Here is a 20,936-nt window from a genome sequence, read left to right on the forward strand (position 1 = left end):
CGGCTCATCCGACACGATCCGCGGCCGCGACCGCCCCTTCCCACGGTCCGGCCGGCGAGCGGACAGGCGCGGCCACCTGATCAACGGTTCTTGCCGGAGCCAGTGGGAAGCCATGAGCCAGGGGGACACCGAGGCTCTCGACGACTATGCTCGACGACGGCTTTACCCTGACCGATATGACCGGCGTGACCGGCTATGTGCAGCCGAAGGCCGACTGGATCTCCCAGGTGCGGGACGGGTGCTCCGTCCACCACGCGACGGACGGGGAGGACACGGCACCCGGCACCGCGGGCGACACCGCCCGTCTCGCCGTGCGGACCGTCACGGATGCCACGGCGGACGGCACCCGGGCGAACCGGGGACTGCGACCGGCCACCGCCTGCGCCCGTGACGGCGGGGCACGGAGGACGCTGCACACCGTGGCCACCCGGTGACCACGCACGTCCAGGAGGCAGATGTGACAGTGAACCGGCTGGGCCTGGTCGTGCACGGCGGGCGCGCGGAGGCCCTGGAGGCGGCGGAAGTGGTCCGCGCGTGGTGCGAGGAGCACACCGTGCGGTGCACGGACATCGACGTGTGGCACGACGGGGGGCGGCGCACCGCCCGCGAGGAGGTGGACGCCGCCGGTGATCCCGACCTCATCGTGACCCTGGGGGGCGACGGTACGTTCCTGCGCGGTGCGCGCCTGGCCGCCCAGAACGACGCCCTGGTGCTGGGTGTCGACCTGGGGCGGGTCGGTTTCCTCACCGAGACGTCGGTGTCCGCGGTCCGCTCGGCGCTGGACGCGGTCCGCGAGGACCGGATCAGGATCGACAGCCGCATGCTGCTCACCTTGCGCGCCTCCCGCCGCCTGGAGGTGCCGGCGGAGATGGAAGCCCTGATGGGGTACGGCCGGGGACCGCTCCTGCCGCCTCCACAGGTGCGCTCCGATTGCGAGGTCGACGACGAGTGGGGCATTCCGCTGAGCGTGACCGCGCTCAACGACATCGTCCTGGAGAAGCTCTCCCGGGACCGCCAGGTGTCGGTCGGGGTCTACGTCTCCGGCCGGCTTCTGGCGTCCTACTCGGCCGACGCGCTGCTGGTGGCCACACCGACCGGTTCGACGGCCTACAGCTTCGCGGCCGGCGGGCCCGTCGTCTCGCCGCGCGCGGAGGCGCTCGTCTTCACGCCGGTCGCCCCCCACATGGCCTTCGACCGGTCGGTCGTCACAGCCCCCGACGAGCCGATCGGGCTGCGCCTGCTGGAACGGTCGGGAGGGGCCGCCGTCAGCATCGACGGCCAGCTGCGGGGCGTGCTCGACCCCGGGGACTGGATCGGCGTGTACGCCGCCCAGCGCCGGCTGCGGGCCGTCCGGCTGGGGCCGACGGACTTCTACGGCCGGCTGCGCGAGCGGATGAACCTGACCGACGCTCCGGCCGCGGTCGCCGACGGAACCCCGGCGCCGCTCTGGTCGGTGACCACGCCTCCGCCCGGGGACCTCGCCCATCTGGCACTGCTGACGGTCCCGGACGGTCCCTGACCGCGCGGGACTTGTCCGGGCGATCATGGGCGGAGCCGGACGGCCAGGGCCGCGGCGGCCTGCCGGGACGGCGGCTGCCGCTGTCCGATCGGCCCTTGACGCGACCGGGTGTTCACTATAGTGGCCACCGATTCCGCGACGGTCGTGGCCCTTTCAGGGGGTGCGTGCACGGTGCTGCAAGTGGACTTCGACGAAGGGGCGTTGGCTCGGTTACGTGTCGCCTGCGGAACGGATCCGCTGTGGGACGTGTCGCTCAGCCTGCACCTGCTGCAGAACAGGCAGGAGTCACTGGTGTACGACGCGTGGCGGCGCGAGGTGCGTGCGACCCTGCACCGCGAGGGACTCACCGAGGACGTCCGGGCGTTGATGCCGCTGTGCCCGGCCTCGGGTTACTTCCCCGACTTCCTCACGCCCGGCACCGGCGAGGCGAGTCTGGAGCACGGCATCGACCGGGTGATGTCCACACCCCGGCGCAGACTCGTCACCGAACTCACCCGGCTCTGCGCGGACCTGCGGGGACCGGTGCCGCGCAGCGTGCGCTGGGTGGCCACCGGGGACCCGGCCGCCCTGCGCTGGCTCGGCACCACCTTGCGGCGGTACCACGCCGTGGCCGTGTCGCCCTACCTGGGCGCGATCGGGGCACGGGTCGCACAGGACCGGGCCCGGCGCGCCGAGGCGGTACTCGGCGGCGGCGCCGAGGGGTTGCTCGCCAGCTACACCGAGCTCCCCGGCTGGCAGTGGCACGGCACGCGCCTCGCGGCCCCTTACCCGGAAGCCCGGCTGATGCGGTTGCGCGGCCGTACGCTCACCGTGGTGCCGGGCTTCTTCTGCGTACGGGCCCCGCTGACCCTGGTGAACGAGACGTTGCCGCCGGTTCTGGTGTACCCGGTGCCCCCGGACCCCGGCTGGCTGCCGCGGCTGCGCGCCGGGGCGGGCAGGCCGTCCATGGCGCAGCTGATCGGCACCTCGCGTGCGCAACTCCTGGAACTGCTCCACAGGCCGATGACGACGACGGCGCTGGCCGCGGCGCTGCGGCTCGCGCCGTCGACCGCGAGCCGGCACGCGGCGGTGCTGCGGGAGGCGGGGCTCGTCGTGACGCGCAGGGAGGGCAACCGGGTGCTGCACCGCCGGACCGCCCTGGGACGGGCGCTGCTGGAAGGAACGGCCCCTGAGCCGGCGACCGCCCCCGGCGCGTCGCCGGACACACCGTAGGGTGCGGGCGGATGCGGGGCATCCGCCCGCCGGGGTGGGCTCAGCAGGTCGGGACGCCCGGGAGCCAGGCGTCGGGGACGTCGATGAAGATGTTGGAGATGTAGCCGCCGTAGTCGGGCAGGTAGGACCAGGCGTCGTTGCTGTGGCCGTCGTAGGTGACGAGTTGCCCGTGGACCTGGCACCCGACGCGCACGGTGGTCGGGCCGGGCAGGGTGGCCACGCGGGTGGAGTCGGTGGTCGCCTGCCGGCGGATGCTCACGTCCGCGCCCCAGGTCGGGAACGACGTGGTGCCGCCGCCCTCCCCGCGTACGAGGCTCATGTAGTACGACCAGTCCCAGTACGGGCCGGGGTCGGTGTGGTCGTTGCCGGGCACTTCGCTGTGGCCGACGATGTGCGCACGGTCCCGTGGGATGCCGTATCTGTCGGTGAGGTGGCGGGTGAGCGCGGCCGAGGACCGGTACATGCTGTCGGTGAACCAGGAGGGGGTGCTGACGTAGCCCTCGTGCTCGATGCCCACGGAGTAGGGGTTGGCCGAGCGGGCGTGCCAGGCGGTGTCGCGTTCCCGGACGGTCTGGGTGACCTGGCCGTCGGAGGACCGGATCACGTAGTGCGCGCTGACCTTCGCGGCCGGGTCCTTGAACCAGCTGATGGCGCCCGCGTAGGAGCCCTGCGTGACGTGGAGGACCACCGTGGTGACGGCCGAGCTGCGGCCGGCCGTGTAGTTGCCGGCGTAGGCCGCGGACCAGAGCGCCGGCGGATAGTCGACGGCGCCGGCCAGTCCCTCCGCGGCGGCCTCGGCGTACTTCCCGCGCCGGGGGTTCACCCGGTGCGGGGCGATGCGGACCTCCTCGCCGCCGGCCACGTGGGCGCGGACGCCCTGCTCCAGGACGTCGTAGACCGCGTCCGCGTACAGGCGGCCCGCCGTGTCGCTGCCGGGCGCGCCGTAGCGGGCGGCGACCGGGTACCAGGCGTCGAGGCGGTGCCGGCCGGCGGCGCGGAGACCCGACTCGTCGGCCATGGCACGCAGTACGGCGGCCCCGCCGCGGATGTTGGCCGCGGGGTCGTGCTTCAGTTCGGCGACCGTGGCGGTGGTGAGCCGGGCGGCCTGTTCCAGCGTGTGCCGGGCGGGATTGCTGACCAGGTGCATCATCCCGAAGCCGTTGTCCTGGCTGGGCCGGCCGCGGTGGTCGGCGAGGCGTGTTTCGGCGTAGGCGACGGCCACCAGCAGATCGCGGGGTACGTCGTAGGCGCGTGCCGCCCGCGCGAAGGCGTCGTTGACGGAGGCCGCGGCCGACGGGGAGGGGTGCGTGGCGGCGGCCGGCTGACCGGTCAGGACCAGGCTGGTGGCCAGGGCCATTCCGAGGAGGGCGGCACGTGCGCGTCTGAGGGGAGGTGCGGAGGGCATGTGGGGGCTGCTCCGTTTCTTGGGTGCCGGGTGGGGTGGGACGGCGTTGCGCGGAACTGTCGGACATCGGCCGGGGGAGGGGCGCCGGAGTGCGCGCCGGGTGCCGGGGAGGGGGAAGGCCGACGGTGACGGGCCCTGTGCGCAGCGCCCGGGCAGGGGCGCGGCGGGAGCGGCCGGGGCTGCCCGTCAGCACACCGGGATGTCGGGGAGACGGTCTTCGGGAGTGTCCACGAGGACGTTCGTCAGATAGCCGCCGTACTGGGGGACATGGGCCCACCAGTCACTGCTGCGGGCGGCGACCGTGATCGGCTGGCCCCGCTTCTGACAGGTGACCAGGACCTCCACGCCGGCCGGAAGCGTCGTGACGACGGCGGAGTCGGTCGTGGCGCCGGCTCGGACGCGCACTCCCGAGCCGAGCGTGGCGAAGCGGACACCGGAAGGGCGCCGGGCGCCGGGCACGTCGAGCGAGTCGACCAGGCGGGTCAGCCGGGAGTACGCGGTTCCGTACGGCGTGCCGTCGGGGTGCAGGGTCAGGACGGCCACGATGGACCGGTCGTCCGGGCCGACGGTGCCGGTGGAGTGCAGGGCCCCACCGGCCAGATCGACCCCGCCGCCGTCGACGGCGGCCGGGGGGCGGCCGGCGGTGGACGCCCCGTGAGGCCGGGCGCCGTGGACGGAGGCCGGGGCGGCGGGCGCCGGTGCTTCCCCGTCGGCGGTGCAGCCGCCGGAAGCGAAGCCGGACCATCCCTGCTTGACCGCCCAGGGGCCGGTGAACGCCGACGGGATGCCGAAGTACTGGTCGTAGCCGTCGTTCGCGCACCGGGTCGAGCGGCGCAGACTGCCCATCACGACGTCCCGTACGGGGGCGGGAGCGCGGTCGAGGAGGTAGCGGTAGATCCGCACGGTGTCCGACGCGGTGAGGGCGGTGTACCCCCAGAAGCCGGGGTGGGTGGCGGGCGGGGGAGCCGTGCCGGTCAGCCCGAGCCGGGCGGCCATCCGCTCGATGATCCGGCTGCCGCCCCGCTGCGACCAGTAGTGGCTCGCCTCGCCGTCGTCACTGCTGCGCAGCATCGCCTCCAGCCGTGCCTGGTCCTCGGCCGGGACCCGGTGGTCGGGCCCGAGGTCCCACAGGACGTCGAGGGCCAGGAGCAGCTTCACGACCGACGCGGACCGGAACTGCCTCTCCTCGTCGAGCAGTTCGGTGAACCGGCCGGTGGACCGGTCGAAGACGGCGACGCCGGCGGTGACGCCGGCGGGGACGTCCGGGTCCGGCGACGGGGGCGGTGAAGCGGCGGAGGCGGACACCGTCATCAGCGTGCCCAGTGCCCCCAGGGCGACAGCGAGGGTCACGAACCGGCCGAGGCGGCGCAGGGCACGGCGCCGAGCGCGACGGGACGTCCCTGCCGACGGCCGGGCGGCGGATGCTCCGGACACAGCCGGAGAACTCCCGAGCCGCGGGCCACGGCCGGGCACGTCCGCCGCCTGGTGCTGCGGACATGCCGGCACCTGCTGTTCCGTACGTACCGAGACCCGGTGTGCCGGGCATCCCTGTCGCACCGTTGCCCACTCCGTCCGTCATGCCGGCGAAACCCGCGGCGGCGCGAACCGGCCGCGCCCCGGCCACGCATGATGGACCGTCAAACTTGTCATGGGCAAGACATTGCGTTCTGAACGAAAGACACCGTCCGTTCCTTGTGCCGCACCAGGCCCGTCCCTACCTTGTGCCCTGGCCCGCCGTCCGCTCGGACGCCGGCGTCTTCAGCTGCTCTCCCCACGAAGGAGCGATGCGCGATGCCCCTCGGACGCCTTTGGACCACAGCGCTGACCGGCCTGATCGCACTGGCCGGCCTGCTGCTCGTCCCGGTCCGGCCGGCCGCTGCCGCCACCACCACCGGAGCCGCGGTGGCAGCGGCGCCGAACTTCAAGGCCCCCTACCCGTGCGGTCAGAAGTGGACCTACAGCCATCACTCGGCCGAGGTCCGCCGCGCACTGGACTTCGTCCGCGCCGACGGCGGCACCACCAGCGGAACCCCGGTCCTCGCCTCCGCCGCGGGCACCGCCTACCGGCACTACCAGGCGAACGGCGCGGGCAACTACATAGTCATCGAGCACGGCGGCGGCTGGCGCACCTACTACTTCCACCTGTCCGCCTACAGCGTTCCCGACGGTGCCTACGTCGAGCAGGGCCGGCAGATCGGAACCACCGGGAGCACCGGCAACTCCTCCGGCCCGCACATCCACTACGAACAGCTCTACAACGGCGTCGGCCAGGACATCCGCATCAACGGTGCCGCGCTGGCCTACCCCGGCAGCTACCACCAGTACTTCCTGACCAGTGACAACGCCTGCGGTGGCGCGGGCGTGCCGTTCACCACCTGGGGCAGCGGGGTGCGGGTGCGCAGCGACGCCTACCTCAGCGCGCCGGTGGTCGCCACGCTCAGCGGACCCACGAGCGTCCGGGTCCTGTGCCAGAAGCAGGGCGACACCGTGAACGCGGAGGGCTACACCAACAACTGGTGGAGCAAGCTGCGCGACCAGAACGGCTTCATCAGCAACATCTACATCGACAACCCCGCGGCGCAGCTCCCCGGCGTCCCCGTCTGCTGACCTGGGCGCGATGAACGGGCCGGCCCGGAGACGTCCGGAGACGTCCGGGGCCGGCCCCTACGAGCCGGTGCGTGACGGCGGGTGAGGGTGCCGCCGCCGGCGGACGTCATGATCTGCCGGTGACGACCACGGTGACGTCACGTGTCCGGCAGGCTCACCGCCAGGCGAACGGCTGCGTCGACCCGCGCGTCCAGCCACAAGGACCCCTCGGGCCACCCCTCGTACCGCACACACAGTGCCCGCCCGCCCGTCTCCACCGACTCCACCCTCTGCGGCAGGTCCAGGTGGTGTGTCTCCCGGCGGCGCAGCCGTGCCGGGGGCCGTTCCCGGGGGAGGCGGACCAGGACCGTCGTGTGCCACGCGGTTCCCGCCTCGCCGACATCCACGGTGGAGCAGGCGATGCCCACCTCGACGCCCTCCCGGCGGCCCACGGCCAGCAGTTCGCCGCGGAAGAGCGGGCTCACCGGCAGCTCCCACCCCTTCCCGCCGGTGACGAACTCCGCCGGGACGGTCCCGTAACGCCCCCCGTTGCGGCCCGCCCAGGTGATCAGCGTGTCGCGGCCGGTCGCCCGCAGCCGTGCGTCGAGCCGCACGGCGGGCAGCGACATGGCGCACAGCAGGCCGGCGAGCACGATCGTGCCGGCGACGAGGAGCAGCAACAGCTGCCACGGGAAGCCCCAGAAAACCCCGACGCCGACGAGGACCGCCGACGAGCCCACCGCGAGGAGCACACCTGCTCTCAGCACTTGCCGCTCTTCGTCCGCAAGGGGCATGGAAACCAGTAGACCACCGCCTGCCGCCCATGGCCCTGCCCCGGCACGTTCTCGTGCCACGCCACAACGGATCCCCGCGGTGGAGGGGCCTGGGCGACAGCGGCCACCGCTGGATCCGACCCGCGTCCCGCCCGCACCGCCGCCCGCTGCCCGGCCCAAGGACCCGAGTGACCGGCCTATCCGCTCACATCCGCCCCGACCGCCCGCCGCGCGGGACACACCCGCTCGCCGCGCCCCTCAATGCGGTGCCACGGCAGGCAGGTTCGCCCGGGTCAGCAGGTCCGGAAGACGTGGCCACCGGATCCGCGGGGGGCGACGCCGAGGTCGCGCCGGACGATGCCCAGCTTGGCGCCGAAGGCCGCGCAGGCCCGGCTGAAGCCGCTGTCCTCGTACTCGATCACGAAGACACGGTTCGCGTACGCCTCGGCGTAGTCGCCGCACTCGTCGTACTGGCCGCACTCCTCGGCGACGGCGAAGTCGAAGCCGATCCGCGTGCGGTCCGGCAGCATGTCGACGGTGTTCTTCTGCCCGATGGCGAGGCCCGCGGCGTGCGCCCGGTCGGCCAGGAGCCTGGCGAAGGCCGCGTTGTGCGCCTTGGTCAGACGGCCGCCCGAACGCTCGTAGGAGTCGAGGTTGTCCGGCTCCACGGCCTGGAAACCGCTTCCGGCGCAGCCGTCCACCCACGCGCCGACCACCTCGGCGAGCCGGGTGCGCTTGTCCGCCGTCGACGTGTCCAGGAGAGCCTCGTCCCAGTCCTCGTCGATCACCGGACGCCCGCCCTCGTCACGCAGGACCAGGTCGGGGTGGTTCTTCTGCCACCAGCCCAGCGCGTCGGGCTGCGCCTGGAACGCGTTGACGTAGCAGATGTTGTAGAGGCCCTTCGCGGGCTCGGCGGACCGGTCGCGCGACACGACGGTCACGCCCTTCGCCGGGGTGTACGCGCCGCCGATCTGGTAGTCGAACGGGGCGCCGGCCGTGGGGCGCACCACCTTCGGCTCCGTCTTCGCGGCCGGGGTGTCCGCGAGGACGCCGGACAGCGTCAGGCCGGCCCCGAGGGCGACAGCGGCGCCGACGGCCCCGGCGACGACGGTGCTTCTGCGGCGGAGGAAGGGGACGGCGGAGTGCTTCGACACACGGACTCCTGTGCGAGGTGCGTACTGACACGTACATCCTGGGCCGGGAACCGTGAGGAATTCATGAGGCGGGATCCCGGTCCGGGGAACGCCGCGGTACCCGGCGGTGCCCCGCCGACCGCTGCGCCGGCCCCAGCGTGAGCACGAAGGCCGAGCCGCCGCCGGGCCGCCGCCGTACCGCGACGTCTCCGCCGTGCGCGGCCGCGATCTCCCCCACCAGCGACAACCCGATGCCGGTGCCGCCGCCGGGGGAGCGGAAGCGGACCAGCAGACCGGGCAGGCCCTCCGGATCCACCCCGGCGCCCCGGTCGGCCACCGTCACCGCCGCGCCCCGGACCGTGACGTCCACTTCGGCCCGGTCCTGCGGGTCGCCGGGGGTCCGTCCGTGCCGCAGGGCGTTGGCGAGCAAGTTGCGCACCGCGATCCGCACCAGTTCCGGATCGGCGGTCACCACCGACGGGCCGAGGTACCGGGTCACCGTGTGCCGGGAGGGCGGCAGCTCCTCGCAGACCCGCTCGACGAGTTGGTCCAGGCGCAGCGGGACGGGACGGAAGGCGTCCGCCGCCTGGAGCCGGCCGCGGGTGAGGATGCTGTCCACGACGTCCGTCATGCGGTCGGTGGCCCGCCGCAGGCGCGGCAGGTGCGCGTGCAGCCCGTCCGGGTCGGCGTCCGCGATGTCCACCGAGCCGCGCATCACGGCCACCGGTGTGCGCAGTTCGTGCGCCGCGTCCGCGAGCAGCCGCTCCTGCGCGTCGAGGGCCTCCCACGCCGGGCGCAGACTCCGCCCGGACAGCACGTGTCCGGTGACGGCGGCGAGCAGCACCAGCAGCGCGGAACCGGACAGCACCGCCGCCACCAGCCGACGGTGTTCGCTCCGTCCCTCGGCGGGGTCGCCGACCACGACCACGGCGCCCGAGGTCTTCTGCGTCCAGTCGTGCTAGAAGGGCAGCGCCAGCAGGTACACCGGCCGTCCCGCACGCGCCCGGCCCTCCGCGCGCACGGTGTCGTCGCGGGTCATCGCCGTGCGCGCCACCCGGACGACCGCGTCCGCCGCGACGTCCGCCGCGGGACCGCGCGAGGTGAACACGCGCCGCAGCCCGTCGCCGCGGGCCTGGAGCACGAGCACCTGGGGACGGCCGCTGGTCGCCTCGTCGTCGTCCAGGCCGTCGAGCTGGATCCCCGCGTCGGTGTAGTAGATCAGCGAGGCGGTCACCGCGGCCCGGCGGCGCATCTCGTCGTACTCGGCGGCCTGCCAGGACCGTCCGTCCGTGCGGATCACCAGCCAGGACAGCGCCCCCACCCCGGCCAGCGTGATCAGCGTGTACGCCAGGGTCAGCCGCCGCTGGAGACGGCCCAGGCGCCTGCGGGCCGGGGACGGCCGCGTACCGCGCACCGCACCGGCGGTCCGGGTGCCCCGGGCCTTCACCGGCCGCCGCAGGAGCTGTCGCCGCGGTGCGCGGCGCGGACGTCCCGCGGGCCGCTCCCCGTCCGGGCCGCCCGTCACGACGGGTCCGCGCTGCCGGTGAGCCGGAACCCGTGACCGCGCACGGTCCGGACCAGGGCGGGCGCGCCGAGCTTGCGCCGCAGGCCCGCGACGACCGCGTCGACGACGTTCGAGACGGGGTCGGCCATCTCGTCCCAGCAGTGGTCGATCAGCGCGGTGCGGGTGACCACCTCGTCCCGGTGCAGCAGGAGCTGACGCAGGACCGCGTACTCCTTGGGGGTCAGGGACAGCAGGACACCGGCGCGGCGCACCTCGCGTCGGGCCTCGTCCAGCTCGACGTCGGCGTGTCGCAGGTGCACCGGACGCCGCTGCGGCGCCCGGCGGGCGAGACTGCCGACGCGCAGCACGAGTTCCTCCATGGCGAAGGGTTTCGCCAGGTAGTCGTCCGCGCCGGAACGAAAGCCGTCCACCCGGTCCGGGAGCCCGTTCAGGGCCGTCAGGCACAGGACCGGCGTGGTCCAGCCGCGACGGCGGCGCTCCCGGAGCGCGTACAGGGTGTCCCCGGACGGCACCCTGCGGTCGAGCACCACACAGCTGTAGGGCACGAGGTCGAGCATGACGTCCGCGTCGGGCCAGTCGGACACGGCGTCGACGGCGTACCCGGCGCCCCGCAGGCCCGCCGAGATCACATACCGGAGGTCTTCTTCGTCCTCGACCAGGAGCACGCGCATGGTTCCGATCAGTCCTTCGGGCTCGGGCCGGCGCGTGGGGAAGGCGGGTGCGCGCGGCTGCGCGGGTCGGTGCGGGGACCGGGGGACGACATAGTAGGCAGCTCCTTCCGGCCTCCCGCACCCTGCGGCGGCCCGGCCCGGAAGCCCCAGCGTCGGCCTGACCCTCCGACAGCTCCTGCCGGAAGTGGTCCCCGACGCCGAGGAGATCGACATCCGGCTCCGGCAGCGTGGCCGGTGACGGAAGTGGTTCACTTGCTGCCGGTTCCCGGGAACGGGCCGCCCGCCCACGTGCCGAAGGAAGCCGCTTCGATGACTGCGTCCGCCCCCGTACCGCCGCTCCCCTCCACCCCGCCGCCTCCTGCCGTCGGCGGACGCGCCCCTTCCCGGTGGATCGCGCCGCTGGCGGCCGCCGTCGTCGCCGCCGGTGCGGGCATCGGCGTCGGCTGGCTGCTGTGGTCCGGCCCGGACAGCGCGGCGTCCGGGACCGGCCTGGACGACGCAGCGGCTGATGCGGCGGGCGCCTGCCGGGCGTGGAGCCGGGTCCCGCCGCTGAGCAAGGTGTTCAGCGAGGACCGCAGCACTTCCGGGTCCTACTTCGACCGCGCCGCCGGCGCTGCCGCGCTGGCCCGCTCCGCGGCCCTGCTGGATCACCGCTACGACGCTCTGGACAAAGCCCTGCAGAACGTCACGAGGCGCCTGCAGACCTATGACGTGAAGGGCGCCGAGGCGGTGGCCGCCCACGAGAAGGTGGGCACCCTCTGCGCGGAGCTGGACGGCTGAAGGAGGAGGAGCGCCACACCCTCCCAGGAAGGCGAACGCCTGCTGTCCACCGGCGGCTGACCGGCGCCGCCCGCACCGCCGGACCGCGGCGCCGCCTTCGCGCGGGAGGCCCTCGATGAAGCGCGGTCCCTTCGTCTCAGCGGTGCACGAGGTGCTTCGGGGCGGCGTACGCGCTCCGGACGAAGTGGTTGCCGCGGTGCGGACCTGCGTTCGCCGAGGCCGCGAGGGCGGTGCCCGTCTCGGGGACGTAACCGGCGAAGGCGGTGAACCCGCGGGTGGTGCCGGAGTGGAGGAGGAAAGCGGTGCCGCCGACGTCGCGCAGGCGCCAGGCCAGGCAGAGGTGGTCGCCGTTGCGCCGGGAGCGCAGCCGGGGCTCTTGCACTTCCTTCAGGGCCGCCGCGAGGGGTGCGCCCTGGGGCTGGAGGTGCGCGTGGAGGTAGCGCAGCAGGTCCTGGCCCGTCGAGCGGATCACGCCTGCCGCGGGCATGGCGGGCAGCGTGAGCGGCGGGACCGGACGGCCGGCGCGGTGCCCGGTGGCCTGCCGGTGGGCGGCGGCCCGCAGCGGGTGGCGGTGAGACCGAGGGGGCGGCACACGCGTTCGGCCAGGAGAGCGGGGCAGTCGGTCCCGGTGCTCTCGCAGAGGGTCCGGCCGAGCAGCGCCATACCGTAGTTGGATCAGGTCAGGCGGGCCGCCGCGCGGTGGTCGCGGCGCAGTACCGCTCGTACCGCCCCCCCCGCGAGGGCCAGCGACTCGGCCCGCACGGCGGCGTGGACCGGTCCGTCGGGACCCGGCAGCGCCAGCAGGGCGAGCCGCGTCAACCCGGGGGACCGAAGGTGCCAATCGCCGAGGGGCGGAGCACAGGCCGGATCCTGCACGGACACCGGTACGCCCAGGCTGCCACGGCCCGCGAGCCGGACGGGGACCCGGTCATGCCAGGCCGTCAGGTCGTCGTCGCCACCCGCGGCGGGAGAAGACCCGGTACGCCTCGGCCAGGACCTCGGCAATTCCGTCGTCGTCGGACGGGGCGTCCGAAGAGCCGGCGGCGAAGGGATCCGGTCCCAACCCCCGTACGGCGGCCAGCCCGGCCCTGCCAGGTGGCCGGGAGAAGCCGAACGCGCCCCCGGTGCCGTCGAGGGCGCCGAGGAGACGTCCCGCCAACCGCTCGACTTCGGCCTCGTACCCGGCGTGCAGTTCCGCATCGGTGACCGGCATGCGGGGAGGTCTCCTGCCACGGCGGGTGGCGTCGAATGAAATCCAATCGATCGTCACGTTCGGTGATGTGTGAGTCAGGGTCGCCCGGTGGCCGCACTCGACGGCCTGGCCCGCTCTGTGCTCCCTCGCGATGCGGCCGTCGTCGGGCGGTGGCGGGCCGGCCTGCCGACAGCCGGGCTGTCTGCCGGTCCCGTACCCGGTCGGGTGTATCGAGGGTGCGGGCGGCCGGGTGCCGACGAAGCATGGGATGGGCGGCCGGGCCGGCCCGTCTCCTTGTGGCCAAGCAGGGGACGCACGGCCGGGCCGGCCCGTCATGCCGGTACGCATCCATGAATTCCGGAGGCCCGAGATGCCCGTCAGCGTCGATCTCGACAAGGTGTTGGACAAACGGTACGAGAACCTGCCGCTGGAGCAGGTACTGGACGCGCCCGTGGCCGCCTTGCAGGGCGTGAGCGACCAGCACGGCGAAGCCCTCCAGGCCCTGCGTGTCAGCACGATCGGCGACCTGGGACGGAACAAGTACATCCGCTGGGCGGTCGCCCTGGCCGATCTCCACGACCGCGTCCACTGACGGCCGCCCGGCCGCATGACCGCCTGCACGCGACACACGTACCGCCGGCCGTACGGTCCCCGGCGCCATGCGCCGCACAACCGGTACCGAGCGCAGTGAACGCGGAGAAGACAACCTGAGACGGCGTAAGGACGGTTGTCGTGAACCCAGCCGAACGCGCAGCGAACGAGAACGGTGACGGCGGGAGGCGCTCCCCAGGAACGGGGCGTTCCGCCACCGGGAAAGGCAGCTGTCGGAAACAGGCATGTACCGGGGACCAGCGCACCGCGGCAGCGCCGGAGGAAACCACGCGGGCGGACCCGAGTGCCTCGCACGGCCGGCAGCCGGAGCACCGCCAGGCCTCTGACACGACAGCGCCCCACCGCTCGCCCGAGCAGCAGGATCACGGGCAGGAGTCGTCTGCCGGTCAGGCGCAGGGGTCCGCCAGGGCACGGCGGGACGGTGTCGGCGCGCGCCGGGCAGGGGCGGCGGGCCGCCACACGGCGGGGGCCCGGAAAGTGCGGTTGCGGATGGCGAGGACCGACCCGTGGTCGGTGATGACGGTGACCTTCCTCGTCTCGCTCGCCCTGGGCGTGTGCGTGATCGTGACGGTGGCCGTGCTGTGGACGCTGCTGAGCGCGATCGGCCAGGACCCGTGGCCGTCGCTGGGCTGGATGCTGGTCATCACCGCTGCCGTCACGGTCCTCGAGGTGGTGCTGGTCACGGTGCTGGCGACGCTGGGCGCCTTCGCCTACAACCTGTCGGCAGGGTTCATCGGCGGTGTCGAACTGACACTGGCCCAGGACGCACCCGAGTGAGACGCGGCCCCGAGGAGCGTGCGCATGCACGAGCGAGTCGTGCGCACAGCCGCTCCGGGCGTCGGCCGGCGTGGATGATCGCGCCGATTGCCGCAGGCAGCACCGCAGGACCGTGCTGATCGGCCGCCGGCCTTCGCCGGGGTCGGACAGGGCGGGGCCGGGCCCGATCCGCCGGCCGCCGCCGGGCTGTTCGAAAGCAGCCGTCAGACAGTGACTTTGGGAGCCACCTTGCTCGTCACCCCGGCCCGCGCCCTCCCCACCGTCTCCGCCGGGTCGGCGCCCCGTTGGAGGGAGGGCAGGGTCAGGTGCCACCAGTCGGTGAGCCGGTGGGCGATGGTCTGGGGACCCTCCAGGGCCTCGGTGAGGGTGCACAGGCCGAAGAAGGCGCGGACCAGGGTGCGGGCGGTCGGCGCGGGGCGGACCCGGTGCGCGAGGTGGCCGGCGGCCCGGGCCTGGGCGAGGAGACGGGTGGCGGCGGCCGTCCAGAGGGCGAAGGGATCGGGAAGCGGGACGTCGATGGCGTCGCGTTCCGCCCACAGGCGTGCGCCCGCGCGCGTGAGGGTGTCTTCGGCCAGGGCGTGCGCGATTTCGTAGCTGAGGGCGACGAGGCGCTCCAGGGGTGGTACAGCCGGATTCGCATACCGCGTGGCGAGGCCCGGCCAGGTGGCGAAGCGGTCCCGGATGACGGCGAGGGCGAGTCCTTCCTTGCTGGCGTAGTGGAAGTAGACGGAGCCGCTGGTCCGGCCGGACCTCGCGCTCACGTCGTTGACGCTGGTTGCGGCGTAGCCCCGTTCGGCGAAGAGGCAGGCGGCTGCCTCCAGCAGAGATCTGCGGGTTGCCCTCGCCCGTTCCTGCACCGTGCCGTCCACCTTCGCTCAGCGTTCTCCGGACGACCGAGAATGTAGTGCGCCCGCGTACGCCGGAGGTAATTAGCGACTTCTGTGCGCTGTAATTGCGCATTTTTTCGACAGTGAACGCTCACGGGTGGTTTCGAGGCCATCTGCGGCGTGGTTCCTGGTGTCGGACTGACCTCTTCCGTCCGGAGGAGGAGGTTCGCAGTTGTTTCCCGGATGCGCCTCAACTTCTCGGAGCCCGCGCGTGATTGAAGGACGCGGGGCGACCGGCCGCCCACCGGATACCGGCTGCGACTTACACCCGTATCCCGGTCTTTGTCGAGCACTCGAAGTAGTGATTGCACATCACTGCGCAGCAAAAATAACGTAGTAGTCGCGATGTTTCCCGTTTGAGGCGGATTGCCCGGGCTGAAGGCCGTCTGTCCGTACGAGGGCGCCGGAGGAGGCATACGGTCCCCGCGCGCCCGGCACGGGGAGTCGCACCCCACCTGATCCGCGGTCCCGCCACGAGCCTGACCGCCCCTCCCCCCACGAGGCCACCGTGATCACTCAGACACAGCCCCTTCTCGACTGGTCCCCCGAAGCCGTCGTCTTCGACTGCGACGGAACGCTGATGGACAACGAACGCCACTGGCAGGACGCCCGGAACCGGGCTTTCGCCGCCTTCGGGCTGACCCCTCCGCCCGGCTTCGCGGAAAGGGCCAAGGGGGTGCACTACGCCGACTGCGGGCGGCTGATGGCCGAGGAAACGCACAAACCCGAGCTGGCCGCCGACCTCACGAGGGCGCTGCTGGAGCACTTCCTCGCGCTCGTGGCCGACGATCCCGCGACGATGCCGGGGGCCGGCGAGTTCGTGCGGCTGCTCTCCGGCCGTCTGCCGCTCGCCGTGGCCAGCAACTGCCCCCTGAAGGTGGTGGAGGAGAGCCTCGGCCGGGCGGGACTGCGTCGTCACTTCCAGCACATCGTCGTCCCCTCCGGTACGGCGCCGGCCGCGGGCGGCGTGCACCCGGCGGCGGACGGGCCGCAGATCGTGCGCCCCAAGCCGTGGCCGGACGTGTACGCGACGGCGGCGCGACTGTGCGGCGTCCCACCGCAGGCGGCGCTGGCCGTCGAGGACTCCCTGACGGGTGTCGAATCCGCGTGCAGAGCGGGGCTGCGGGTGCTCGGAGTGGGCCCCCGGCCGGCTGGGGAGGGCGCAGGCCGGGCTGACCTGTGGGTGCCGACACTGCGTTCGCCGGAACTCCTGGCGTGGGTCCGGGCACGGGTGCCGGGACGGACCGAGGCGAGCGGACGGGACTGAAGCCGAGCGGGGGCGGAGGGAGGGCGGCGGGGGAGAGGGGCGGGCGGGAAGGGACATCGCGCCGGCCGCTTCGATGGCCTTCCCCTGCCCCTCAGTGCTTCGGTCGCGGCCCGGGCTGCGGCATCGCGCCGTGCACGCAGTGGCGCGGTGCCACCCGCATGGACGGCGAACGGCCCGGCATCGAGAAGGGCCGGGTGACGGGTCCCCCGGGCGGGCTACCGCCGCGTGAACCAGGTGACCGTGACGTCATTGGCGAACGACCGGCGTTCCGTGACGCTGAAGAGCGTGGGGTCGAACTCCCCGTCGAACGCCGGGACGCCGGCCCCGGCCACCACCGGATAACTCTTGATGATCAGCCTGTCGACCTCGGGCAACAGGGCACCCGCGAGCCGGCCGCCCCCGCACAGCCAGATGTCCTTCCCTTCTTCTTCCTTGAGCTTGCGGACCAGGCCGAGCGGGTTGTCCCCGATCACGGTCACATCCGGGTCGGGGGCGGCCCCGAGCGTGCTCGACACCACGTATTGACGCAGGTGGGCGTATGGGCTGGTGATGCCCGCCGCCAGCACGGCGCGGTAGGTGCCCAGCCCCATCAGCACGGTGTCGAAGTGGTGATGGGGTGCGTCCGCCAAGCCGTGCGCGGTGCGCATCGCGGTGGGAACGGTGTCGGGACAGCGCTCGTTCATCCAGGCGCTGTAGGCGGCTGCCTGCCGATCGTCGCCCACCGGGTAGAAGTCGACCTCCCCGCCGGGGTCGGCGATCCGGCCGTCGAGGGAGACGGCGACGTAGTAGACGAGTTCTCGCATCGAAACAACTCCATGTGTAGTACTCTGCATGAAGTGCTGTGAACGTAGTACTGCAGATGGGGTGACGTCAATGGTGCGCAGGAATGATGAACGAAGGGCGGCCCTCGTGGACGGCGCCATCGAGGTCCTGGCCAGGGAGGGCGCGCGCGGCCTGACGTTCCGGGCGGTGGACGCCGAGGCCGGCGTGCCCGCCGGTACCGCCTCCAACTACTTCGCCAACCGCGACGATCTGCTCACCCAGGCCGGAGCCCGTGTCTACGAGCGGCTCCGGCCCGACGAGGCGACCCTCGCCCGGCAGCGGGCGAGCACCCGTGACCGGGAGGCCTACGCGGTGCTGATGCGCGAACTCGTCGGCCGGATCAGCGACTTCCGCACCGGCTACCTCGCATTCCTCGAACTGCGCCTGGAGGCCACCCGGCGGCCACGGCTTCGCGCGATGCTGACCGAACAGGTGCGTGCCGACCTCCAGGCCAATGTGGCCTACCACGAGGAATCCGGCCTGCCCGGCGACGCCACCGCCGTCCAGTTGCTGTACCTGGCGCTCAACTGGCTGATCGTCGAGCAGCTCACCCTCCCGGACGTGCTCTCGGAGGACGAGCGCGAACGGCTCGTGACGGCCGCGGTCGAACGGCTGACGGCGAGCCTTCCCCGTCCGAGCTGAGTGCCCGCCCGGCCCGGTGCCGTGAGCGCCTTCCACTCCGGCACCTCGAACCGAGGACGGAAAGGGCTCGGTGCCGGTGATTCCGGTGACCGGGTCCGGACAAGGAGCCGGAAAGCCGCTGATGGGCGGCATGGCCGCACTCGGAGGGCACTGCAAGGAATCCATATCGGCCGAACAGGGTAAAATTTCCCTATCGAAAATGTGATCTAGTTTCCTGGGTGCGATGACCCGGCGCAGTCCCGCCGGGCTCTTTTTCCTCCGGTCGCGCAGATACGCCGTATCGGCGGCGAACGGAGGATGTCGGCCACCCGGTATCCGCGTCCGCCAAGAGGGGCACGCAATGGACCCATGGCTCATCTGGTTGATCGTGGCGGCAGCGCTGACGGTGACGGAGATCTTCACACTCACCGCCGCGCTCGGGATGCTGGGTGTGGCCGCGTTGGTCACGGCGGGATGCGCCGCGCTCGGAATTTCACTTCCTTTCCAGTTCCTGGTGTTCACCATCGTCGCCACCGTCACCGTGCTGTTCGTGCGCCCCGTCGCGCTGCGCCATGTGCTCCGGCCGCAGGCGGAGCGATTCGGCATCGACGCACTGGTCGGCAGCGCTGCCTATGTCGTCTCGGAGGTGACGGGCCGGGACGGCAGGATCCGCATCGGGGGCGAGGAATGGACGGCCCGTGCCTACGACGAGACGTTGGTGATTCCTCCAGGAGCGGCCGTCGACGTCATAGAGATCACCGGCACCACCGCCCTCGTCTACCCACGGGAATGAACCATGGAAGCTTCGGCGTTCCTCATCGCTGGCCTGATCGTGGCGCTGATCGCGGTTTTCACCGTGGTGCGGGCGGTACGCATCGTGCCCCAAGCACGCGCCCGCAACGTGGAACGGCTCGGCCGCTACCACCGGACGCTCACACCCGGCCTGAACCTCGTCATCCCCTACATCGACCGCGTCCATCCAGTGATCGACCTGCGGGAGCAGGTCGTCTCCTTCAAACCGCAACCCGTCATCACCGAGGACAACCTGGTCGTCGAAATCGACACCGTCCTGTATTTCCAGGTCACCGACCCGCGCGCGGCTTTCTACGAGATCGCCAACTTCCTCCAGGCGGTCGAGCAGCTCACCGTCACCACCTTGCGCAATGTCGTGGGCTCCATGGATCTGGAAAAAACACTCACCTCACGTGACACCATCAACAGCCAGCTCCGTGGCGTGCTGGACGAGGCCACCGGAAAGTGGGGGCTGCGGGTCAACCGAGTGGAGATCAAGGCGATCGACCCCCCGCAGACCATCAAGGACGCGATGCAGAAGCAGATGCGAGCCGAGCGCGACAAGCGGGCCGCGATCCTCGGCGCCGAGGGACAACGCCAGTCGCAGATCCTCACCGCGGAGGGCGACAAGCAAGCCGCCGTCCTGCGCGCGGAGGGCAACCGTACCGCCGAGATCCTCAAGGCCGAGGGGCAGTCCCGGGCCATCGACGAGGTGTTCCAGGCCGTGCACCGCAACGATCCCGACCCCAAACTGCTCGCCTACCAGTACCTCCAGGTGCTGCCCCAGCTCGCGCAGGGCCCGGGCAACAACTTCTGGGTCATCCCCAGCGAGATCACCTCCGCGCTGCAGAACGTGTCCCGCGCCTTCAGCGAGGCGCTGCCCCGGTCGCCGGCCACCCGCAGGAAAGCTTCGGACGACATGGCCGCTCAGGCTGCCGACGACACGGCAAAAGCAGCGGAAGCCGCTGCCGAGGCCCTCGCCGACGCGGCCAAAGCAGATGGCGCCGCCTCCGGCAGCCCCCTTGCCTCCGACCCCGTCGGCGGGAATGGATGACCCCCGCCACGGCGGTCGGCACCCGGAGGCCGGTGACGCGGGGCGTCCGGTCCATGAACCCACCCGCGGCCGTCCCGTCGCGCCCCACGAGGAGTCGCGCAACGCCGGCCTCGTAAAGCGGAGCGGAGCGTAGCCATGTCTGACGCCGTCCCACCGGACCAGCCCATCGTCGTCGGCATCGACGACGGCCCGGACCAGGAGGAGATCGTGCGCTTCGCGGCGCAGCAGGCGGTGCTTTGGGGAGGCCGGCTCCGCGTTGCCCACGTCATCCGTTCTTCCCTGCCAGGCGGCCTGGCAGGGGGCAGCCAGGAGAAGGACCGGGAGGTCCGGGCCGGAGCACGACTCGTGGAGCGGTATGAAAACCTCGCACGCTCCGAGTTCCCCGGCCTTGCCGTAGCGGGCGAGCTTCCCGTGGGCCACGCCGCGGCCGCGCTGATCGAGCGCTCCGCGGACGCCGGCCTGCTCGTGATCGGCCACCGGGGCAGCGGCGGGTTCCCTCGGCTGCCGCTCGGTTCGGTCAGCCTGCAGGTCGCCACGCACGCCCGGTGCCCGGTGATCGTGATCCGCCCGGGAGACACCGGCGGCCGGCCGGACAGCCGTGTGGTGGTCGGAGCGGACCCGGCCGACGACTCGCCGAGGGCCCTGGATTTCGCGTACCAGGAAGCCGGCCTGCTGGGCGCGCGCCTTGAGGTGGTGCACGGCGCCTACCCCACCGGGATGGTCCCCGCCGGCCCGATGGGAATGGTGCCTTCGGATTTCGAGGTGCTGGACCAGGGGCCGCGGGACTTCCTGGAGAAGGAGATCGCCAGACGGCGTGACCGGTACTCGTCGGTGCAGGCGGACCTGCGCATAGCGCACGGCAGGCCGGCGACCGTCCTTGCGGAAGCCGCCCGCGGCGCCTACCTGCTGGTCGTGGGATCCCGGGGCCGCTCCGGGGTGAAGAGGCTGCTTCTCGGGTCGGTCAGCGCCGAGGTACTGCACACGGCCGAGTGCCCCGTGGCCGTCGTCCCTGGGCGGAACGGCGACTGAGCCACTCTCCGGCCGATGGAGGATCACGGGTTGCCCGGGGACGGCCGGGGTTCCGCCCCGGTAGGACGTGACGGCGCTGCCGGCTTCATGCGCGTGCCCCGCTCCGACGCACCGCCTGTGTCCCGCGGCCGGCTGCACACCGACCGCGGCGGACCGACGGCCGGCACCCCGCGAGCCCTCGGCGGGGACTCTCTCCTCACCCGGGGGCATCGCGCTCCTTGCCCGCGCTCGACTGCGCGGTGCCCATGCGCTTGGGGGAGGAGCCGGCACCGCCCCCCA

The 20,936-nt window shown here is 72.7% G+C and carries 23 protein-coding genes and 1 pseudogene; 12 read left to right on the forward strand and 12 right to left on the reverse strand.

Translation table 11 applies throughout. From position 1 onward, the window contains the following. The first annotated feature begins 176 nt into the window (after positions 1 to 176). The 3 genes from AB0L29_RS02710 to AB0L29_RS02720 all read left to right on the forward strand — a co-directional run bounded on the left by AB0L29_RS02710 (position 177) and on the right by AB0L29_RS02720 (position 2,731). Positions 177 to 434 carry a hypothetical protein gene (locus tag AB0L29_RS02710; protein ID WP_365822547.1) on the forward strand — a complete coding sequence of 86 codons (258 nt, stop codon included), beginning with the start codon at positions 177 to 179 and terminating at the stop codon, positions 432 to 434. A 23-nt stretch (positions 435 to 457) separates the two neighbouring features. After that, a complete protein-coding gene (locus AB0L29_RS02715) occupies positions 458 to 1,519 on the forward strand; it encodes an NAD(+)/NADH kinase (RefSeq protein ID WP_365822549.1) in 1,062 nt (353 codons plus the stop codon). Between the two features lie 180 nt (positions 1,520 to 1,699). Further along, positions 1,700 to 2,731, forward strand: a complete 1,032-nt coding sequence (locus AB0L29_RS02720) for a helix-turn-helix domain-containing protein (protein ID WP_365822550.1) — start codon at positions 1,700 to 1,702, stop codon at positions 2,729 to 2,731. Positions 2,732 to 2,771: 40 nt separating this feature from the next. Here the strand turns inward: AB0L29_RS02720 and AB0L29_RS02725 are convergent, their stop codons facing one another. Both AB0L29_RS02725 and AB0L29_RS02730 read right to left on the reverse strand, forming a co-directional pair. Continuing rightward, positions 2,772 to 4,136: an N-acetylmuramoyl-L-alanine amidase gene (locus tag AB0L29_RS02725; protein WP_365822552.1), complete on the reverse strand. Its 1,365-nt coding sequence runs from the start codon at positions 4,134 to 4,136 to the stop codon at positions 2,772 to 2,774. A gap of 186 nt (positions 4,137 to 4,322) precedes the next feature. After that, positions 4,323 to 5,447 (reverse strand): SH3 domain-containing protein, encoded by a 1,125-nt coding sequence (locus tag AB0L29_RS02730; protein ID WP_365822693.1) that lies wholly within the window; start codon positions 5,445 to 5,447, stop codon positions 4,323 to 4,325. A 480-nt stretch (positions 5,448 to 5,927) separates the two neighbouring features. On the opposite strand from AB0L29_RS02730, the gene AB0L29_RS02735 reads away from it, so the two are divergent. Beyond that, the gene (locus AB0L29_RS02735; RefSeq protein ID WP_365822554.1) at positions 5,928 to 6,743 is read left to right on the forward strand and encodes a M23 family metallopeptidase; all 816 of its coding nucleotides are present in this window, start codon (positions 5,928 to 5,930) and stop codon (positions 6,741 to 6,743) included. Positions 6,744 to 6,880: 137 nt separating this feature from the next. On the opposite strand, the gene AB0L29_RS02740 is transcribed toward AB0L29_RS02735, so the two are convergent. From AB0L29_RS02740 to AB0L29_RS02760, 5 genes are all read right to left on the reverse strand, one after another. Beyond that, entirely contained in the window at positions 6,881 to 7,489 is a 609-nt protein-coding gene (locus AB0L29_RS02740; protein ID WP_365822556.1) for a hypothetical protein, read from the reverse strand. Positions 7,490 to 7,788: 299 nt separating this feature from the next. Next, positions 7,789 to 8,649 carry an endo alpha-1,4 polygalactosaminidase gene (locus AB0L29_RS02745; protein WP_365822558.1) on the reverse strand — a complete coding sequence of 287 codons (861 nt, stop codon included), beginning with the start codon at positions 8,647 to 8,649 and terminating at the stop codon, positions 7,789 to 7,791. A gap of 61 nt (positions 8,650 to 8,710) precedes the next feature. Continuing rightward, entirely contained in the window at positions 8,711 to 9,556 is an 846-nt protein-coding gene (locus tag AB0L29_RS02750) for a HAMP domain-containing sensor histidine kinase (protein WP_365822560.1), read from the reverse strand. A 30-nt stretch (positions 9,557 to 9,586) separates the two neighbouring features. After that, entirely contained in the window at positions 9,587 to 10,042 is a 456-nt protein-coding gene (locus AB0L29_RS02755) for a hypothetical protein (RefSeq protein ID WP_365822562.1), read from the reverse strand. A gap of 107 nt (positions 10,043 to 10,149) precedes the next feature. Then, a complete protein-coding gene (locus tag AB0L29_RS02760; RefSeq protein ID WP_365822564.1) occupies positions 10,150 to 10,824 on the reverse strand; it encodes a response regulator transcription factor in 675 nt (224 codons plus the stop codon). Between the two features lie 309 nt (positions 10,825 to 11,133). On the opposite strand from AB0L29_RS02760, the gene AB0L29_RS02765 reads away from it, so the two are divergent. Further along, positions 11,134 to 11,604: a hypothetical protein gene (locus tag AB0L29_RS02765; RefSeq protein WP_365822566.1), complete on the forward strand. Its 471-nt coding sequence runs from the start codon at positions 11,134 to 11,136 to the stop codon at positions 11,602 to 11,604. 136 nt (positions 11,605 to 11,740) lie between these two features. Here the strand turns inward: AB0L29_RS02765 and AB0L29_RS02770 are convergent. The 3 genes and pseudogenes from AB0L29_RS02770 to AB0L29_RS02780 form a co-directional block, all read right to left on the reverse strand. Beyond that, positions 11,741 to 12,267 (reverse strand): annotated as a pseudogene (locus tag AB0L29_RS02770) (serine hydrolase). Between the two features lie 12 nt (positions 12,268 to 12,279). After that, complete coding sequence (locus tag AB0L29_RS02775) at positions 12,280 to 12,423, reverse strand: hypothetical protein (RefSeq protein WP_365822568.1); 144 nt, start codon at positions 12,421 to 12,423, stop codon at positions 12,280 to 12,282. A gap of 109 nt (positions 12,424 to 12,532) precedes the next feature. Further along, positions 12,533 to 12,817, reverse strand: a complete 285-nt coding sequence (locus AB0L29_RS02780) for a hypothetical protein (protein ID WP_365822570.1) — start codon at positions 12,815 to 12,817, stop codon at positions 12,533 to 12,535. A 349-nt stretch (positions 12,818 to 13,166) separates the two neighbouring features. Between AB0L29_RS02780 and AB0L29_RS02785 the strand changes: the two genes are divergently transcribed. Further along, positions 13,167 to 13,388: a hypothetical protein gene (locus AB0L29_RS02785; protein WP_365822572.1), complete on the forward strand. Its 222-nt coding sequence runs from the start codon at positions 13,167 to 13,169 to the stop codon at positions 13,386 to 13,388. A gap of 497 nt (positions 13,389 to 13,885) precedes the next feature. Further along, on the forward strand, positions 13,886 to 14,185 hold the full coding sequence (locus AB0L29_RS02790; RefSeq protein ID WP_365822574.1) for a DUF3566 domain-containing protein: 300 nt from the start codon (positions 13,886 to 13,888) through the stop codon (positions 14,183 to 14,185). Between the two features lie 203 nt (positions 14,186 to 14,388). Here the strand turns inward: AB0L29_RS02790 and AB0L29_RS02795 are convergent, their stop codons facing one another. Beyond that, complete coding sequence (locus AB0L29_RS02795; RefSeq protein ID WP_365822576.1) at positions 14,389 to 15,054, reverse strand: ScbR family autoregulator-binding transcription factor; 666 nt, start codon at positions 15,052 to 15,054, stop codon at positions 14,389 to 14,391. Between the two features lie 526 nt (positions 15,055 to 15,580). Here AB0L29_RS02795 and AB0L29_RS02800 point away from each other — a divergent pair. Next, on the forward strand, positions 15,581 to 16,339 hold the full coding sequence (locus tag AB0L29_RS02800; RefSeq protein WP_365822578.1) for an HAD family phosphatase: 759 nt from the start codon (positions 15,581 to 15,583) through the stop codon (positions 16,337 to 16,339). Positions 16,340 to 16,554: 215 nt separating this feature from the next. On the opposite strand, the gene AB0L29_RS02805 is transcribed toward AB0L29_RS02800, so the two are convergent. Continuing rightward, complete coding sequence (locus AB0L29_RS02805) at positions 16,555 to 17,142, reverse strand: dihydrofolate reductase family protein (RefSeq protein ID WP_365822580.1); 588 nt, start codon at positions 17,140 to 17,142, stop codon at positions 16,555 to 16,557. A 70-nt stretch (positions 17,143 to 17,212) separates the two neighbouring features. On the opposite strand from AB0L29_RS02805, the gene AB0L29_RS02810 reads away from it, so the two are divergent. The 4 genes from AB0L29_RS02810 (at position 17,213) to AB0L29_RS02825 (ending at position 20,657) form a co-directional block, all read left to right on the forward strand. Then, positions 17,213 to 17,803 (forward strand): TetR family transcriptional regulator, encoded by a 591-nt coding sequence (locus AB0L29_RS02810; RefSeq protein ID WP_365822582.1) that lies wholly within the window; start codon positions 17,213 to 17,215, stop codon positions 17,801 to 17,803. A 340-nt stretch (positions 17,804 to 18,143) separates the two neighbouring features. After that, on the forward strand, positions 18,144 to 18,575 hold the full coding sequence (locus tag AB0L29_RS02815; RefSeq protein WP_365822583.1) for an NfeD family protein: 432 nt from the start codon (positions 18,144 to 18,146) through the stop codon (positions 18,573 to 18,575). Positions 18,576 to 18,578: 3 nt separating this feature from the next. Next, positions 18,579 to 19,628 carry an SPFH domain-containing protein gene (locus tag AB0L29_RS02820; RefSeq protein ID WP_365822585.1) on the forward strand — a complete coding sequence of 350 codons (1,050 nt, stop codon included), beginning with the start codon at positions 18,579 to 18,581 and terminating at the stop codon, positions 19,626 to 19,628. A gap of 135 nt (positions 19,629 to 19,763) precedes the next feature. After that, positions 19,764 to 20,657, forward strand: coding sequence for a universal stress protein (locus AB0L29_RS02825; protein ID WP_365822587.1), 894 nt, complete (start codon positions 19,764 to 19,766; stop codon positions 20,655 to 20,657). The last annotated feature ends 279 nt before the right edge of the window (positions 20,658 to 20,936 follow it).

The sequence above is a fragment of the Streptomyces sp. NPDC052701 genome, assembly GCF_040678355.1.
In the GTDB taxonomy this organism is placed as follows: domain Bacteria; phylum Actinomycetota; class Actinomycetes; order Streptomycetales; family Streptomycetaceae; genus Streptomyces.

Excerpts from the sequence above, each read along its gene's own strand:
- AB0L29_RS02815 (WP_365822583.1), top strand. The coding sequence starts at position 18,144 with ATGGACCCATGGCTCATCTGGTTGATCGTGGCGGCAGCGCTGACGGTG.
- AB0L29_RS02810 (WP_365822582.1), top strand. The coding sequence starts at position 17,213 with ATGGTGCGCAGGAATGATGAACGAAGGGCGGCCCTCGTGGACGGCGCC.
- AB0L29_RS02730 (WP_365822693.1), bottom strand. The coding sequence starts at position 5,447 with ATGACGGTGTCCGCCTCCGCCGCTTCACCGCCCCCGTCGCCGGACCCG.
- AB0L29_RS02825 (WP_365822587.1), top strand. The coding sequence starts at position 19,764 with ATGTCTGACGCCGTCCCACCGGACCAGCCCATCGTCGTCGGCATCGAC.
- AB0L29_RS02805 (WP_365822580.1), bottom strand. The coding sequence starts at position 17,142 with ATGCGAGAACTCGTCTACTACGTCGCCGTCTCCCTCGACGGCCGGATC.
- AB0L29_RS02780 (WP_365822570.1), bottom strand. The coding sequence starts at position 12,817 with ATGCCGGTCACCGATGCGGAACTGCACGCCGGGTACGAGGCCGAAGTC.
- AB0L29_RS02765 (WP_365822566.1), top strand. The coding sequence starts at position 11,134 with ATGACTGCGTCCGCCCCCGTACCGCCGCTCCCCTCCACCCCGCCGCCT.
- AB0L29_RS02820 (WP_365822585.1), top strand. The coding sequence starts at position 18,579 with ATGGAAGCTTCGGCGTTCCTCATCGCTGGCCTGATCGTGGCGCTGATC.
- AB0L29_RS02725 (WP_365822552.1), bottom strand. The coding sequence starts at position 4,136 with ATGCCCTCCGCACCTCCCCTCAGACGCGCACGTGCCGCCCTCCTCGGA.
- AB0L29_RS02735 (WP_365822554.1), top strand. The coding sequence starts at position 5,928 with ATGCCCCTCGGACGCCTTTGGACCACAGCGCTGACCGGCCTGATCGCA.
- AB0L29_RS02710 (WP_365822547.1), top strand. The coding sequence starts at position 177 with ATGACCGGCGTGACCGGCTATGTGCAGCCGAAGGCCGACTGGATCTCC.
- AB0L29_RS02785 (WP_365822572.1), top strand. The coding sequence starts at position 13,167 with ATGCCCGTCAGCGTCGATCTCGACAAGGTGTTGGACAAACGGTACGAG.
- AB0L29_RS02760 (WP_365822564.1), bottom strand. The coding sequence starts at position 10,824 with ATGCGCGTGCTCCTGGTCGAGGACGAAGAAGACCTCCGGTATGTGATC.